At 44.4% G+C, this 16,776-nt stretch carries 14 protein-coding genes and 1 other annotated feature; of the genes, 10 read left to right on the top strand and 4 right to left on the bottom strand.

What is annotated here, in order from left to right; all coding sequences use genetic code 11:
- Window positions 1-104: 104 nt before the first annotated feature.
- Window positions 105-1,382 (bottom strand): 3-phosphoshikimate 1-carboxyvinyltransferase, encoded by a 1,278-nt coding sequence (gene aroA, locus EV212_RS01385; RefSeq protein WP_132087735.1) that lies wholly within the window; start codon window positions 1,380-1,382, stop codon window positions 105-107.
- An 18-nt stretch (window positions 1,383-1,400) separates the two neighbouring features.
- The gene (locus tag EV212_RS01380; protein ID WP_132087732.1) at window positions 1,401-2,504 is read right to left on the bottom strand and encodes a prephenate dehydrogenase; all 1,104 of its coding nucleotides are present in this window, start codon (window positions 2,502-2,504) and stop codon (window positions 1,401-1,403) included.
- A 184-nt stretch (window positions 2,505-2,688) separates the two neighbouring features.
- Window positions 2,689-2,943 (bottom strand) — a binding site (T-box leader).
- Between the two features lie 185 nt (window positions 2,944-3,128).
- Between EV212_RS01380 and fusA the strand changes: the two genes are divergently transcribed.
- The 6 genes from fusA (at window position 3,129) to EV212_RS13840 (ending at window position 11,880) form a co-directional block, all read left to right on the top strand.
- Complete coding sequence (gene fusA, locus EV212_RS01375; protein ID WP_132087729.1) at window positions 3,129-5,210, top strand: elongation factor G; 2,082 nt, start codon at window positions 3,129-3,131, stop codon at window positions 5,208-5,210.
- 300 nt (window positions 5,211-5,510) lie between these two features.
- Window positions 5,511-6,107, top strand: a complete 597-nt coding sequence (locus EV212_RS01370) for a recombinase family protein (protein WP_132087726.1) — start codon at window positions 5,511-5,513, stop codon at window positions 6,105-6,107.
- A 222-nt stretch (window positions 6,108-6,329) separates the two neighbouring features.
- Window positions 6,330-7,571 carry a MucBP domain-containing protein gene (locus EV212_RS01365; RefSeq protein WP_132087723.1) on the top strand — a complete coding sequence of 414 codons (1,242 nt, stop codon included), beginning with the start codon at window positions 6,330-6,332 and terminating at the stop codon, window positions 7,569-7,571.
- A gap of 183 nt (window positions 7,572-7,754) precedes the next feature.
- Window positions 7,755-10,166, top strand: a complete 2,412-nt coding sequence (gene leuS, locus EV212_RS01360) for a leucine--tRNA ligase (protein WP_132087720.1) — start codon at window positions 7,755-7,757, stop codon at window positions 10,164-10,166.
- 117 nt (window positions 10,167-10,283) lie between these two features.
- The gene (locus tag EV212_RS01355; protein WP_132087718.1) at window positions 10,284-10,754 is read left to right on the top strand and encodes a VOC family protein; all 471 of its coding nucleotides are present in this window, start codon (window positions 10,284-10,286) and stop codon (window positions 10,752-10,754) included.
- A 139-nt stretch (window positions 10,755-10,893) separates the two neighbouring features.
- Window positions 10,894-11,880 carry a GNAT family N-acetyltransferase gene (locus tag EV212_RS13840; RefSeq protein WP_132087715.1) on the top strand — a complete coding sequence of 329 codons (987 nt, stop codon included), beginning with the start codon at window positions 10,894-10,896 and terminating at the stop codon, window positions 11,878-11,880.
- A 77-nt stretch (window positions 11,881-11,957) separates the two neighbouring features.
- Here the strand turns inward: EV212_RS13840 and EV212_RS01345 are convergent, their stop codons facing one another.
- On the bottom strand, window positions 11,958-12,284 hold the full coding sequence (locus EV212_RS01345) for an LPS biosynthesis protein (RefSeq protein ID WP_132087711.1): 327 nt from the start codon (window positions 12,282-12,284) through the stop codon (window positions 11,958-11,960).
- Window positions 12,285-12,409: 125 nt separating this feature from the next.
- On the opposite strand from EV212_RS01345, the gene EV212_RS01340 reads away from it, so the two are divergent.
- From EV212_RS01340 to EV212_RS01325, 4 genes are all read left to right on the top strand, one after another.
- On the top strand, window positions 12,410-13,321 hold the full coding sequence (locus tag EV212_RS01340) for a helix-turn-helix transcriptional regulator (protein WP_132087708.1): 912 nt from the start codon (window positions 12,410-12,412) through the stop codon (window positions 13,319-13,321).
- Between the two features lie 99 nt (window positions 13,322-13,420).
- Complete coding sequence (gene nagB, locus EV212_RS01335; protein ID WP_132087705.1) at window positions 13,421-14,149, top strand: glucosamine-6-phosphate deaminase; 729 nt, start codon at window positions 13,421-13,423, stop codon at window positions 14,147-14,149.
- A 16-nt stretch (window positions 14,150-14,165) separates the two neighbouring features.
- Window positions 14,166-14,870 carry an N-acetylmannosamine-6-phosphate 2-epimerase gene (locus EV212_RS01330; RefSeq protein ID WP_132087702.1) on the top strand — a complete coding sequence of 235 codons (705 nt, stop codon included), beginning with the start codon at window positions 14,166-14,168 and terminating at the stop codon, window positions 14,868-14,870.
- Window positions 14,870-15,751 carry an ROK family protein gene (locus EV212_RS01325; RefSeq protein ID WP_132087699.1) on the top strand — a complete coding sequence of 294 codons (882 nt, stop codon included), beginning with the start codon at window positions 14,870-14,872 and terminating at the stop codon, window positions 15,749-15,751. The genes EV212_RS01330 and EV212_RS01325 overlap by 1 nt, the downstream gene beginning before the upstream one ends.
- Before the next feature lie 57 nt (window positions 15,752-15,808).
- Here the strand turns inward: EV212_RS01325 and EV212_RS01320 are convergent, their stop codons facing one another.
- Window positions 15,809-16,666: a MurR/RpiR family transcriptional regulator gene (locus tag EV212_RS01320; RefSeq protein ID WP_132087696.1), complete on the bottom strand. Its 858-nt coding sequence runs from the start codon at window positions 16,664-16,666 to the stop codon at window positions 15,809-15,811.
- Window positions 16,667-16,776 lie beyond the last annotated feature (110 nt).

Raw genomic sequence — 16,776 nt, 5'->3', positions numbered from 1 at the left:
ATAAATGATTCGACAAAATTTGCAAGTGATTTTCAGGAAGAATAAAAAAGTATTCTCCAAAGGCGCCGTTTGAAGGCTCCAAAGGAGAATACTTTTTTATTGCATTATTCAGCCAGTTTGAATAAATCCTGATAGAATGTCGGATAGGAGATATTGACACAGTCGCTGCCAATGATTTCTGTTTCGCCATCGCTGGCAAGAGCAGCCACGGCAAAGGACATGGCAATCCGGTGGTCCAGATGGCTTTGAATCCGGGCACCGTGAGGCGCTCCGCCGCCATTGACGATCATGCCGTCAGCCGTCGGGGTGATGTCCACGCCCATGGCACTGAGGTTTTCAGCCATGACAGCGATACGATCAGATTCTTTAACCTTCAGTTCGGCGGCATCCCGAATGATGGTCTGACCTTCAGCAAAGGCGGCCATGACAGCGATGATCGGCAGTTCGTCGATAAGGGTTGGAATAATATCACCTTCGACGACGGTTCCATGCAGTGAAGAATGCCGGACAACCATATCAGCTACCGGTTCACCGCAGACATCCCGAACATTTTCAAGAGAAATATTTCCACCCATCGCCTGACATACTTTGACCATACCGTCCCGGGTCGGATTGATTCCCACATTTTCGATATAAATTTCTGAGTCGGGAACGATAAGGCCGGCAGCCATAAAGTAGGCGGCGGAGGAAATATCGCCGGGAACAATGATCTTCTGAGATTCCAGTCGTTTGACCGGCCGGAGAGTAGCGGTTGTTCCCTGAGAATGGACATCACCGCCGCAGGCGCCGAGCATCAGTTCCGTATGATTCCTTGAGAGGACCGGTTCGGTCACACTGGTCTCGCCATCGGCATAAAGACCCGCCAGAAGGATAGCGGATTTTACCTGAGCAGAAGATACCGGTGAATCGTAATGGATGCCGTGAAGCTTCTGCCCTGTGATTTTTAACGGGGCGCAGTCATTGCTCCGGATACTTTCAATGGAGGCGCCCATTAAAGACAGGGGCGTCATAATCCGGCGCATTGGGCGGGACTGAATCGAGATATCGCCATTGATCGTACAATCAAAATTTTGTCCGGCGAGGATGCCTGACATGAGTCGGGTCGTTGTTCCGCTGTTGCCTGTGTCGAGGGTGTTTTCAGGGCGTTTCAATCCGTGAAGTCCCTGCCCATGGATGCGGACGATATCTCCGTTGTTTTCAATATCAATGCCCATTTGCCGAAAGCATGCGATGGAAGAGAGGCAGTCTGCTCCCTGAAGGAAGTTGTGAACTTCCGTTGTGCCTTCGGCGATAGAGCCAAGCATGATACTTCGATGGGAAATGGATTTGTCTCCAGGAACCGAAATGGTTCCCTTTAATCCATTGAGGCGTTTTATTTTCATAATTATATCTCCTGTGTATTATTTGCGCAGATGGATAACATAGTGGAAACGATTTAAAAGCTCGGTTGCTTTTTCAGCGGATTCACCATCATAAAATTCGATGTGAAGGACACCTTCCTGAAATTCCCGGTTATGAACAATGCCGATGTTTCGAATGCTGATTCCGTTGGTTGCCAGAATCGTCGCAATTGTGGCGATGGCACCGGATTCGTCGACCAGATCAACGAAAACTTCATAGGTTGGCGGAAGAAGGCTTTTTGCATGACTCTGAGGAATATCATCTCTGTATTCTTTGGCTGATGCAAAAGTATCCAGGAGCTTCCCGGTGTTGTTATCCTGGATTGCTTCTCCGACTTCTGTCATCCGGTCTATGTAAAGGTGGAGCATATTCAGAATCTGTGTCTGATTTTCATCACAGATCTGCTGCCACATTTCCGGTGATGAGGAGGCGATTCGGGTGATGTCTTTAAATCCTCCGGCGGCCAGCATGCGCATCATGCCATCCGGGTTATCCGACTCTCTGACCAGATTGACCAGAGTATAGGCGATAATGTGGGGCAGATGTGATATAGCAGCGGTGACCCGGTCATGTTCGTGATAATCCAGGGTCACAGGAATCGCATTAATATCCTTGACAATGCAGACCATTTCAGAAATCATTTCATCGGTGGTTCCTTCTCCCGGAGTTAAAATGTAATAGGCATTTTCAAGCAGATGCACTTTGGCGCTGCTGTATTTTGTCTTTTCCGAACCGGCCATCGGATGGCCTCCAATAAAATGTTTCGTCATACCCAGTCTGGCAACGGCTTCATGAATGGTCGTTTTCACGCTTCCCACATCGGTCAGGATACAGTCGGGTCTGATGATAGGCTTTAATTGCTCCAGACAGCGGATATTTACGCTGACCGGCGCGCACAAAAAGATAATATCGCAGTCAGAAAATCCCGGTCCGATGGTATCCATGGCCTGATTGATCGTTCCGTCGGCCATAGCCTCGATCAGACTGTCTTTGCTTCGATTGTAAGCGATTAAAGTAAGGTCCGGGTGCTTTGCACGCAGGGCTTTGGCAATGGAACCGCCGATCAGGCCCAGTCCGATAAATCCAATAGTTTGTTTACTCATTGCAGTGTCCTCCTGAAATGTTCATGATGATTGTGGGACAGACTTTCGCTTGACTCGTGCCTTCGCGCATACCGGGAGAAATTTCAAAACGTCTTTCACCCCGGTTCGCGGGCGTCGTCAAATGAAAGTGTAAACACTTTCGCCTGACTCGTGCCTTCGCGCAAAAAAAGCTTCCGTCCCTGCTGTAAAGGACGAAAGCCAAATCTTCCGTGGTACCACCTTTATTCATCTGCACATCGCTGTACAAATCTTATAGAGTACGTCAGTCTGCTGATTATACTCTCGCAATATAACGGTTGCAACCGGCACAGCCTACTGACAACGGGTTCAGCCTGCAGCTCAGGGATGTATTCAGAAATCTGTTTTATGCACCTCTCATCAACCGGTAACTTTCTGTATAAACCAAAGAATCCTTACTCGTTCCCATCATAGCTTTTTTCATTCGTCCTAATGATAGCATTATTAAAAAAAAAAATCAAGCTTTTTTTCTACAGGGCTTTTTTCGAAAGAAAATTGAGAAAAAACCGGAAAAAGTTGTATAATTTCTATAAAACTCTTGAAGATGGACAGATTTTTTAGTAAAATATATCCATAGTAGTTAAAAACGTATTGGAGGAATAGGACATGAAGGTTTATAAAACACAGGACATACGTAACGTTGCAATTTTAGGCCATGGTGGCTGTGGAAAAACATCACTTGTAGAAGCAATGGCCCATGTTACGGGAGTTACAACACGTCAGGGACGCATTGAGGATGGAAATACCATCAGCGATTATGATAAAGAAGAAATCCGTCGTAAATTTTCAATCAGTACATCTGTTGTACCGATTGAATGGAAATTCTGGAAGATTAACCTTTTAGATACACCGGGATATCTGGATTTTGCCGGTGAAGTCGATGAAGCTCTGGCAGCAGCCGATGGTGCGATCATCGTGATCAACGGAAAAGCCGGTGTGGAAGCCGGTACAGAGAAAGCATGGGCTTACTGTGAGAAATATGGTATTCCAAGAGTTTTCTTTGTAACAAACATGGATGATGAACACGCAGATTACATGAAAGTTGTTGACCAGCTTCGTGATCTCTATGGCAAACGAATTGCACCGTTCCATCTGCCAATTCGTGAAGACCACAAATTTACCGGTGTTGTCAATGTGGTCACCTTAAAAGGACGTCGTTTTACCGGTGGCGGCAAATGGGAAGAGAGAGATGTTCCGGATGATGTACAGGATGATCTTGAACCATGTCGTGAAGCATTGATGGAAGCAGTTGCTGAAACAAGTGAAGAATATATGGAACGCTATTTTGATGGCGGCGAATTTACGGTAGATGAGATCATTGATGCTCTTCGTGTGAATGTTAATGAAGGCTCTGTGGTTCCGGTACAGTGTGGTTCCGGTACACTGGCTTATGGCATTGAAGGTTTGATCGAAACATGTGTCGAATTCCTTCCATCACCAATCCGTGATAACATTAAGATTTTTGGTAAAGATCCTCGGACAGATAAAGAGTATAACGTGGACTATGACTCCCGTCGTCCATTCTCCGCTTATGTATTTAAGACCATCGTTGACCCGTTCATCGGCCGTTATTCATTGATCAAGGTTTGCTCCGGTGAATTGAAATCCGATTCTGTTATCTACAATTATGAAAAAGAAACGGAAGAAAAGCTTTCCAGAATTTATGTTTTAAGAGGTAAGGAAGCGATCGAAATGCCGGAATTAAAAGCCGGTGATATCGGTGCCATTGCTAAATTATCCAATACATCTACCGGTGATACATTATCCTTAAAGGCTGATCCGCTGGTATTTGAGAAATTCGAAGTGGAATCCCCGTATACATATATGCGTTATGAAGCTGAGAATAAGGGTGATGAAGATAAGGTTTCTCAGGCTCTTCAGAAGATGATGGAAGAAGATCTGACGCTGAGAGCTTTCAACGACAAAGAAAACCGTCAGTCCCTCCTTTATGGTATGGGCGACCAGCATCTGGATGTTGTTGTGAGCAAACTGGAGGCAAAATATAAAGTTAAGATCAACCTTTCCAAACCGAGAGTTCCGTACCGTGAAACAATTCGTAAAAAAGTTTCCGTACGTGAAAAATATAAAAAACAGTCCGGCGGACATGGCCAGTATGGCGATGTTGCTATGGAATTTGAGCCATCCGGCGATCTGGAAACACCATATGTATTCGCAGAGCGGGTAGTCGGCGGCGCTGTACCGAAGAATTACTTCCCGGCTGTTGAAAAAGGTATTCAGGATTCCGTTCTCAAAGGACCTATGGCCGGATATCCGGTTGTCGGCGTAAAGGCCACATTGTTCGATGGTTCCTACCATCCGGTAGACTCCTCCGAAATGGCATTTAAGACCGCTGCACGTCAGGCCTTCAAGAGCGCATTTATGCAGGCAAATCCTGTTATCCTTGAGCCGATCGTTTCCCTGAGCGTTATCGTTCCGGACAGCTATACCGGCGATATCATGGGGGATTTGAATAAGAAACGCGGCCGTGTACTTGGTATGAATCCAACCGAAGGCGGAAAGACAGAAGTCATTGCAGATATTCCATTGTCTGAGCTTTACGGATATTCCACAAACCTTCGTTCTATGACCGGCGGACGGGGAAGCTATGCATACTCCTTCAGCAGATATGAACAGGCTCCGAGTGATGTTCAGGAGAAAGTTATTGCGGATAATGCAAAAGCAGAATAGTAATTGAATCTGGAATCTAATTCTTTAAAAGACAGTCAGCCTGTAAAATAAATAGGTTGATTGTCTTTTTCTATTAAGAAAACCGCGCGATAGTGATGGGATACTTCTAAAGTCAATGTCATTAAATGGGTGTATAAGAGTCAGCCCGTCAAATATCCGTGTGCCTGCGCATGCAAGCATGCTCCGTCACTTGGCTTCTGTCCAGGGTTTTTATAGTAAATATGACAGAAAAAGGTTTCTTTTAAAATTGTGTTAAGAGCAGATACTACTCTTAGTACAATTATAAAGGAGGCTTTTTTTATGGAAAGCAATATTTACGGATATGTGCGCGTATCCACGAAGGAACAGAACGAAGACCGACAGATGATTGCCCCGCAGGAGTTTCCTGTTTTGGAGAAAAACATCTATATGGATAAACTCAGCGGAAAGAATTTTAACAGACCGCAATACAAAAGGCTTTTGCGGAAGCTGAAACCCGGCGATCTTCTGGTTGTGAAGTCCATTGACCGTCTGGGACGCAATTATGAGGAAATTCTTCTGCAATGGCGGATGATTACCAAGGAAAAACGGGTGGATGTGGTGGTTTTGGATATGCCGCTTCTGGACACCAGAAAATCGGGCAGCGATTTGACCGGCACATTTGTAGCCGATCTGGTTTTGCAGATTTTATCTTATGTGGCGCAGACAGACCGGGAAAACATTCACCAAAGACAGATGGAAGGAATTGCGGCGGCCAAATTGCGCGGGGTACAGTTCGGACGGCCCAGAAAGGCTGTACCAGAGCAGTTTTGGAAACTCAAAGAGGATTGGGAAAATAAAAAAATCGCCTCACGGGAGGCGGCCAGACAACTCTCTATCGCACAGGACACATTCTTACGGTGGGTACACGGACAATAATTGAAATACACCTGAAAAAGTAGAACTTTTTCGGGCGTATGTGTTATCCTATCGTTGAACATTTTTTACACTAGTCTGTACAAAAAACAGGTTATAAAACAGATAAAAACACACAAAATGCATGTAAAATATGCGCACGATATTTCCTGCTTTTTCCTGTTTACGGCATACGATATTTTTGCCATATCGTACATTGTATATACGGGTAGAAAGGAGTGGACTATGATAAAACGAAAAAAAGTGGATACACTCCTGCTGTGGGTTCTTGTGCCGTTGATCGTTTACAATCTCTTCAGTTCGGTTTCTTCCTATATGGTATATGGCAATATTGCCGAGGGGTACGTTTCTACACAAATGATTTATCCATTGCTCTATCTTTTGATGGCATGTCTGGACGAGAAGGAAAAGAAGCTACTCAAACGGCTGTGTGTCGGCTGGGTGGGAGCCATAGCGATCATCGGCGTTGTTCAGTTTGTGCTGGCGTTAAAGCTTTACTTTGTGCAGAAAACGCCGCCAGTGGAAGACAAGAATCATACTCTGACAATCCGATATGTGGATGAAGCCGATTTGAGTCATGAACTGGCAACTACATACAGCCAGACAAATCTGAAAAGGGATGATGTGTATAATGTGAAATCCCCGACTATCCCCGGCTATGAGTTGTCAGATGAGACCCAGGCTATGATCAAAGGTGTTATGCCCGGAGAGGATGTCCTTGTGGTCGTCAAATACAGGCAGATTCCATCTGTAACTTATACCGTGCAGCATGAGTATTACACCGACGGCAGTCTGACGGGAACCTATAAGGAAGTCAAGAGCGGTATGGTGGGCGAGAAGATATCCAAGGATTCAATTGAACTGCGTCCTACATACCAGGAGGTGACATATACCTATAAAAGTACCAGTCCAGATGAGATTACTCTTGTGGCCGATCAGGCGCGCAGCAACTCTCAGGGATTCGTTGTGAAATATGAGAGAACCACCGGGACTGGTCCCGACGAGCCGATATCTGCAGCCTATACCGTTCGGCATGAGTATTACACTGACGGCAGTCTGACGGGAACCTATGAGGAAGTCAGGAACGGTATGGTGGGCGAGAAGATATCCAAGGATTCGATTGAACTGCGTCCTACATACCAGGAGGTGACATATACCTATAAAAGTACCAGTCCGGATGAGATCACCCTCGTGGCTGGGCAGACGGACAGTGATTCTCAGGAATTTGTTCTGACATATGAGAGAACCACCAGGGGCGAATCTGATGAACCGACAGAGCCGGGCACAAAGCCAACAGAACCAAATACAAAGCCTTCGAAATCCACACCAACCGATGATGTACCGGCAACAGGGGATGACGCTGATCTGACCTTGTGGCTGGCGCTGATGGGGGGTTCCGGCATTGGAATAATTGTTGTTTTAGCCATGTTTAAAATGCGGCACAAAGGAAAACGGCGCAAAAGATAAATAAGTCTGGCGGCGGGGCAAATGAACCAATCATATCTGCCCCGTCGCTTTGCGCGTTCTGGGAGGACACCATGAAAAGGGAATCAGTGTTCAAAATAAACGTTGAATTTTGGCTGGAATATGGTATACTGTGAACGATAGAATGAAAGTTCAAAATTGAGATACAGAGAGGATGTTTATATTATGGCAACACCTTATAATCATAAGGAGATTGAAAAAAAATGGCGTCAGAACTGGGAAAAGAATCCGGTAAACGTCAATGACGGTAAGAAACCGAAATATTACTGCCTGGACATGTTCCCATATCCGTCAGGAAACGGCCTGCACGTCGGACATTGGAGAGGCTATGTTATTTCTGATGTGTGGAGCCGTTATAAGATGCTTCAGGGATACTATCTTATCCATCCGATGGGATGGGATGCTTTCGGACTTCCGGCTGAAAACTATGCCATTAAGATGGGCGTTCATCCGGCAAAATCCACCGCGGAGAACGTGGCCAATATTAAACGTCAGATTAATGAAATCGCCGCTGTTTATGACTGGGATATGGAAGTAAATACGACCGACCCTAATTTCTATAAATGGACTCAGTGGATTTTTGTAAAGATGTTCAAAGAAGGTCTGGCTTATGAAAAAGAGATGCCGATCAACTGGTGTCCTTCCTGTAAGACAGGTCTGGCAAATGAGGAAGTTGTCAATGGTAATTGCGAGCGCTGCGGTTCCCCTGTAACAAAGAAAAACTTAAAACAGTGGATGCTCCGGATTACAAAATATGCGGATCGTCTGCTGGAAGATCTGAATAAGCTGGACTGGCCGGAAAAGGTTAAAAAGATGCAGACCGACTGGATTGGAAAATCCTATGGTGCGGAAGTAGATTTCCCGATTGACGGAAGAGACGAAAAGATTACAGTCTATACGACCCGTCCGGATACGCTTCACGGTGCGACATTTATGGTACTGGCGCCGGAACATGCTTTGGCAGCATCTCTGGCAACACCGGAGAATAAAGAAGCTGTGGATAAGTATATTTATGAAGCTTCCATGAAATCGAACGTGGATCGTCTGCAGGATAAAGAAAAGACCGGCGTATTTACCGGAAGCTATGCGATTAATCCGCTGAATGGTGCAAAGACACCAATCTGGATTTCCGATTATGTCCTGGCCGATTATGGTACCGGTGCGATTATGTGCGTTCCGGCCCATGATGACCGCGACTTCGAATTTGCTACAAAATTCAATATTCCGATCATTCAGGTTATTGCCAAAGACGGAAAAGCGATTGAAAATATGACCGAAGCATATACGGAAGCATCAGGAACGATGATCAATTCCGGTGAGTGGAACGGTATGGAATCGGCGGTTCTGAAAAAAGAAGCTCCGATGATCATTGAAGAAAAAGGCTTCGGACGTAAGACCGTTAATTACAAATTGCGTGACTGGGTATTCAGCCGCCAGCGTTACTGGGGGGAACCGATTCCAATCGTCCATTGCCCGAAATGCGGTTGTGTTCCTGTACCGGAAGAAGAACTTCCATTATTGCTTCCGGAAGTTGAATCCTATCAGCCGACAGGCACCGGTGAGTCTCCATTGGCGGCCATCGACTCCTGGGTAAATACAACCTGTCCGAAGTGTGGCGCTCCGGCGAAGAGAGAGACAAATACCATGCCTCAGTGGGCCGGTTCTTCCTGGTATTTCCTTCGTTATGTGGATTCACATAATAAGGATGAACTCGTGTCCAGAGAAAAAGCGGATAAATATCTGCCGGTAGATATGTATATCGGCGGCGTAGAACATGCGGTACTGCATTTGCTCTATTCCCGTTTCTACACAAAATTCCTCTATGATATCGGCGTGATCGATTTTGACGAGCCGTTCCATAAACTGTTCAATCAGGGGATGATCACAGGTAAAAACGGTATCAAGATGAGTAAATCTAAAGGCAATGTTATTTCACCGGATGATCTGGTACGCGATTACGGCTGTGATTCTCTGAGAATGTACGAGCTGTTTGTGGGTCCGCCGGAACTGGATTCCGAATGGGATGACCGGGGAATCGACGGTGTATATCGTTTCCTCAATCGTTTCTGGAATATGGTTCTTCAGAATAAAGATAAGGACGTTAAAGAGACAAAAGAACTTGTGAAGCTGCGTCATAAGATGGTTTACGATATCACAAGCCGTCTTGAGTCCTTTAGTTTAAATACGGTTATTTCCGGTTTCATGGAATATAACAATAAATTAATTGAGATGACCAAAAAAGGCGGCGTAGATAAGGAAACACTGGAAACAGCCGTTATCCTGATGGCTCCGTTTGCTCCGCATGTGGCAGAGGAATTGTGGCAGCAGTTAGGCCATGATACCTCCGTATTTAAGAATACGTGGCCATCCGCCGATGAAGAAGCCATGAAAGATGACGAAGTGGAAATTCCGGTTCAGATTAACGGAAAAACGAAGGCTGTCATCAGCATTTCAGCCGATGAAGCGAAAGATGCGGTCATTGCCAAAGCAAAAGAAGTTCTTGGGGACCGCTTAAGCGGCAACATCGTGAAAGAAATCTATGTGCCGGGTAAAATCGTAAATATTGTGCAGAAATAATAATGAAAAATAGCGCAGGTAGTGGAGACATTATCTGCGTTATTTTGAATGATTTTTTGATATAATAGAAGCAGTAAATAAGATTCGGAGTCAGAGTTCTGGAAAGGAATGAAATTTATGCGTCTAAAAAATATATTGATCGTTGTAAAGGACATTGAAAAGTCAAAAAAATTTTATAAAGAATTGTTTGGTCTGGAAATAGCAGCCGATTTTGGCGAGAATGTTGTGCTGACTGAAGGACTGGCTCTTCAAGAAAAGAACCTGTGGGAGACATTTATTGAGAGAAAGTCCATCGAAGGCGGCAATGATGCGGAACTTTATTTTGAGGAAAATGATATTGATGGATTTTTGAAAAAACTGGATGACAGTTCCTTCAATATCGAATATGTGAATCGTCTGAAAGAGCATGATTGGGGTCAGAGGGTGATTCGGCTTTATGATCCGGACCGGCATATCATCGAAATAGGTGAGGAAATGGAATATGTTGCACGGAGATTTTTAAGACAGGGGATGACAGCAGAGCAGACGGCAAAAAAGACCCAGTTACCTTTGGCCCAGGTGGAGGCGATATCATATCTTTTACAATAGATGTCGATGAAGAAACATATACATTATTAAAGTTTGATGTTGTTAATTTAGACGGGCCTGTGCAACAGGAGCTGAGAGAATCCATCGCAAAAGAAGGGATAACTATTTATGAAAAAATATGAAAATTGGAGATGACTCAATGACAGAAAAAGAGAAGATGCTGGCCGGAATGATTTATGATGCCAATTATGATAAGGATTTGATGCAGGAACGGCTTAAATGTAAAGATTTGTGTTATGAGTTCAATCAGCTGCGCCCGTCCCGGATTGAGGAACAAACACGGTTAATTCGAGAAATATTTGGAAAGACCAAAGAATCCTTCTATGTATTGTCACCCTTCTGGTGTGATTACGGATATAATATCGAGATTGGGGAAAACTTTTTTATGAATCACAATTGTGTCATTCTGGATTGCGCAAAGGTTACCTTTGGAGATAATGTTTTTATTGCACCGGGGTGTGGATTTTATACGGCGGGCCATCCGATGGATGCGGAGCGGAGAAATCAGGGGCTGGAATATGCCCGTCCGATTTTTGTTGGGGACAATGTTTGGATTGGCGGCGGCGTACATGTCATGCCAGGAGTGACGATCGGTAACGACACGGTGATTGCGGGAGGCAGTATTGTTACAAGAGATATTCCGGATCATGTACTGGCCGGGGGAAATCCATGTCGGGTAATTCGGCCGCTGGCACAGAAATTTTCTGAGGATGATTTGGATCAGGTGATGACAATCTGGCTTCAGGCCAATGTGCGGGCCCATGAATTTATTCCGGCAGATTATTGGAAATCCAATGAGAAGGCGGTTCGCCAGATGCTGCCGGCATCAGAGGTTTATGTCTGTAAAGAAAATCAGCAGGTGACCGGTTTTATCGGATTGATGGATGATTATATTGCGGGAGTATTTGTGGATGAAAAAAAGCAGTGTCAGGGACTTGGGAAAGTGCTGCTGGATCATGCAAAGCAGGTAAAAAAACGTCTGACACTACATGTTTACCAAAAGAATGAAAGGGCGTTGCATTTTTATCTGCGGGAGGGTTTTCAGATTGAACATGAGCAGACCGATGAAAATACCGGAGAGACCGAATTGTTGATGATATGGGAAGTAGATGAGAAAAAAGAATAAATTTTATAACGTAAAACTGCCGGATCAGATGATATCCGGCAGTTTGGCGTTGTGCGGGGTTGAGATCACGCACTTTTCTATTTCTTGCGAAGAATTTCTTTTGGGGGTTCGATTTCATAAGCCAGCGTATGTTCTGTTAATTCCGACAATATTTTGAGTTTCTTATTGATGAGAGGGCGCATACAGTTCGGGACATGTTCACCGTGGGCTCTGTGGATTGCCACACATTCTTTGCAGTTGCCATGATAGCGGCAGGCCTTTTTACATGGACAGTGATCTTTTTCGCCGTATTCCAGCCGAAATCTGGAAACAAATTTTTCCTGAATTTCTAGGCCTTCCTCCCGGCGGCCGGCGTGAAAAGCTTTCATGGCTTGTTTTTCAATTGGATTTTCTTCAATCATCATCGGGAATTCCTCCTTTGCTTTAAACAAATAGAATTATATAGCACAAAAGCCTTGAATGATAGTCGATTTTTACCTATAATTTATAAATAAATAACCAACTCTCGCGGAAAGGTAGTGACTGGATAATGATTGAAAAAGATGTGATTCCTGTTTATTCCCATAACCCTTATGATGCCACCCGGTTTCCGCTTCTTGTTCTGGACGTGAAACGGCAGGTATGCAAACCTTATAATGAAGGCTTTCGGGTATTTCACTGGCATGATGAAATACAGTTTGTCTATATTTTACAGGGAATCGTACATTTTCATATTTATGATAAGGAAGTAGATTTAAGAGCTGGGGACTGCATGTTTATTAATCAGGCAGCGTTGCATCAGATCATGGAAAAGGAAGACTGCCATTATCACAGCTATATTATTCCGTTGAGACTGCTTTCATTTTTTCAGGGAAGTATTATGGAAGAGCGGGATGTAGGGGCAGTGGTCAATCATCCTTTTTTGACCCATTTTGCAATGCGGAGGGAGGACGAAAAGTGTGGGAGTATCCTGGAAGAAGTCCGGGAGCTGGATCAGATATATTTTAATGAATCTGAACATACAGACCATTTGGAATATCGGATTTCTATACAATTGGTGAAGGTATGGCTGGCATTCCTTGAACAGTTTTCCAATACGGTGTCACCTGAATGGTACGAAAATGCGCGAAGTCATAAACGGATTCGGACATTGCTCTCTTTTGTTCATGAAAACTATGGAAAAGATATTTCCCTGAACGATATTGCAGGGGCGGCAAATATCAGCGTCACAGAGTGTCAGCGGTGTTTCCGGGCATATGTTCAGCGCTCGCCCTATCAATATCTGATGTGGTATCGCCTGGACAGAAGTGCGGTGATGCTGAGAGATTCCGACGAGACAGTCACAGAGATTGCCATGAATGTGGGATTTCATTCCGTCAGTTCCTATATTAAATATTTCAAAAAATTTTATGGAATGACGCCTGTAAAATATCGACAGAATAAAGAGTCGCTTTTTCTGTAATGTTGAGCATTTTAATTTGAAAGTAATATTGAAAATAATTTTCACTATGTTATAATGAGGATAGATAGTGAATGATCATAATAAAAGGGGGAGTTACATATGCGTATTTACAAAGCGAAAGATTATCAGGACATGAGCCGGAAAGCGGCGAATATCTTATCTGCACAGGTCATCATGAAACCAAACTGTGTCCTGGGGTTGGCCACAGGTTCCACACCGATCGGCGTTTATAAACAGCTGATTGAGTGGTATCGGAAAGGGGATTTGGATTTCTCTGAGGTGAAATCCGTAAACCTTGATGAATATAAGGGACTTCCAAAGGATCACGATCAGAGTTATTATTACTTTATGTACACAAATTTCTTTAAAGATATTAATATTGATATGGCGAACACAAATATTCCAAATGGTATGGAGATGGACAGCGAGAAGGAATGTGAACGTTATAATCATGTGATCGAGAAAGTCGGCGGTATTGATATGCAGCTTTTAGGGCTTGGACATAATGGACATATCGGATTCAACGAGCCGGGAGAAGTTTTTGAAAAGATGACCCACTGTGTGAATTTGACAGAGAGTACGATTGAAGCAAATAAGCGTTTCTTTGCTTCTGCCGATGATGTGCCGCGCCAGGCTTATACGATGGGGATCAAGACGATCATGCAGGCAAAAAAGATTCTTCTTGTTGTCAGCGGAGTAGATAAGGCACAGATTTTGAGAGATTCCTTATTTGGCGCTGTGACATCTAATGTACCGGCTTCTATTCTTCAGATGCATAATGATGTGACGGTTGTGGCCGATGAAGCGGCGTTGAGTTTGATTAAATAAAAGGAGTGTGGCGATTGTGACAAAGCAGGAAATTTTAGATGCAATTCATGGTAAAATGATTATTTCATGTCAGGCAATTCCGGGAGAGCCATTATATCTGGAAGATGATTCTGTTATGTATCTGATGGCACGGGCTGCCAAAAGAGCAGGCACACCGGCAATCCGGACAAGCAGCATCCGGGATGTAGCAGCGATTAAAAAAGAAACCGGTCTACCGGTCATTGGGCTGGTAAAGATTAATTATCCGGGATATGACAGCTATATCACACCAACGATGAAAGAGGTGGATGATCTGGTAGCTGTTGGTTCGGATGTGGTGGCACTGGATTGTACACTCCGTAAACGTGGCGATGGTACGACCATCAATGAGTTTATCGCTCAGATTCGCCAAAAATATCCGGATATTATTCTGATGGCGGATATTTCCAACTATGAAGAAGGTATCAACGCATGGAAATGCGGTGTGGATATCGTAGGCACGACCATGAGCGGTTATACGGACTATACATCCAAAAAAGATGAGCCGGACTATGAGTTGATGACCCGTCTGGCGGCGGATATTGATATTCCGGTTATTGGCGAAGGAAAAATCCACTATCCGGATCAGGCTGTAAAAGCTCTTCAGACAGGTATTTGGTCTATTGTTGTCGGCGGAGCGATCACTCGTCCGCTGGAAATTGCTCAGCGGTTTATGAAAGCGATTGATGAGGGCGTGAAATAATGAGAATAGCAGCACTGGATATTGGGGGTACGTCGATAAAATCGGGTATCTGGGATGGATGCCAGGCCAGCGAATTAAAAGAATGGGATACAAATGCGAGCCGGGGCGGCGAATATCTGATGGAGCGTGTAAAAGAGATTTTACATACGTATGGGGCTTTTGACGCTATTGGTATCAGTACGGCCGGACAGGTAGATTCTGAAAAAGGAAAAATTCATTATGCAAATGACAATATTCCGAATTATACAGGGATGGAAATCCGTGCTGTTTTGGAAAAGGAATTCCGTGTTCCTGTTGCTGTGGAAAATGATGTCAATGCGGCAGCGCTTGGAGAACTTTATTTTGGAGCGGCTAAGGGCAGTAAAAATTTTCTTTGCCTTACTTATGGCACCGGCGTTGGCGGAGCTATCGTGTTGAATGGAAGCATTTATACCGGCAATACATTTTCGGGCGCCAGTTTCGGCGGCATTGTCGTTCATCCGGAGTCCATCAGAAAAGATGAGGAATTCAGTGGTTGTTATGAGAAATATGCGTCTACAACGGCCCTTGTTAAACGAGTGAAGGCAGTAGATGCTTCGCTGGATAATGGCCGAAAGATTTTTGAGGCTTTTGAACGCCCGGAAATACGGGCGGAGATTGATGGCTGGATTGATGAAATTGTCTATGGACTGATCACGCTGATTCACATTTTCAATCCTTCGGATATTCTGTTGGGCGGCGGAATTCTCGCTCAGAAATATATTATTGAAGAAGTACGCCGGAGAGTAGATGTGGGAATCTCAGAAGGATTTCGGGGAACGCGTATCCGACAGACAGGTCTTGGCAATCAGGCAGGGCTTTTGGGAGCAGCCTGGCTGGCCCGCGAACTTTTAGAAAAGTAAGAAAATAAAAACAGCTGTTTTATCTGCCATATAGCGGCAGGAAAACGGCTGTTTTTTTTAGAGCAATTTTTTTGCAATGGCCTGGGCTGTTGCTGAACGGGCAGCAGCGCGGATTCCAGGATTTTTCCGACAGTAGCCGTAGAACAAACACTCGATCAGAAATAATTGTCCGACTTTAGCGGCAATGGATCCGGATTGAAGCGGACTTTCGCTGTAACCACATTGAAGAACAACATCGGCAATCTCGGCGGCCCGTGATTTTGGAAAGTGAGTCACCAGGATGATCGGTGTTTTCTGTTCTTCGGCCAGCTCTAAAACCTCTTCCATATCCTTTGTGGAACCTGAGTAAGAGAAAAAGAGAATCACATCCTGTGGAGAAGCCAGAGCAGCAGCCATCGTCTGCATATGAGAATCTTCAATGTGGATAAAATTTGAAGTAGTTGTGGAAAAGCGCGCCCATGCTTCCATTGCCATGACCATACTGCCTCCCTGACCGAAGCAGTATACGTGGCGGGCAGCAGATAACAGATCAATAGCTTGATTCAGTGTTTTTTCATTCAAATGTTCCAATGTTTCATTTAAAGAGACAATATTGGAAGCGTGCAGCTTATGACACATGGTGTCAAAGTCGTCTTCAGCATTGATCGTCTGAGGTATATCCGATGGGTCTCCCAGGTTGCTGATGCGTTCGCATTTGGCCAGAGCCAGTTTAAAGTCATTATATCCGGAAAGACCAAGCCCGCGGCAAAAACGGGTAATTGTGGCTTCAGATACACCGCAGCTTTCCGCTAGGGAGGTGATCGACATATATTGTGTGCTGGCTGTATTGGCAAAAATGTAGTCTGCCAGCTTTTTCCCGGAACGGGTCAACGAGTTATATTGCTTTGTAATCGAATCCAGTATATTTTCAGCCAAAAAAACCGCCTCCTTGTATATATTCAAAATCTATTACATTATAATACAATTTGATTTCTAACGCAAGGAAAGTTTCAAAAACTTTTCAAAATTGATGACAAAAATTTACA

This window comes from Frisingicoccus caecimuris (genome assembly GCF_004340975.1).
GTDB lineage: Bacteria > Bacillota > Clostridia > Lachnospirales > Lachnospiraceae > Frisingicoccus > Frisingicoccus caecimuris.
The sequence above is the reverse complement of the archived record's forward strand: the minus strand, read 5'-3'. Positions and strand labels throughout refer to the sequence as shown.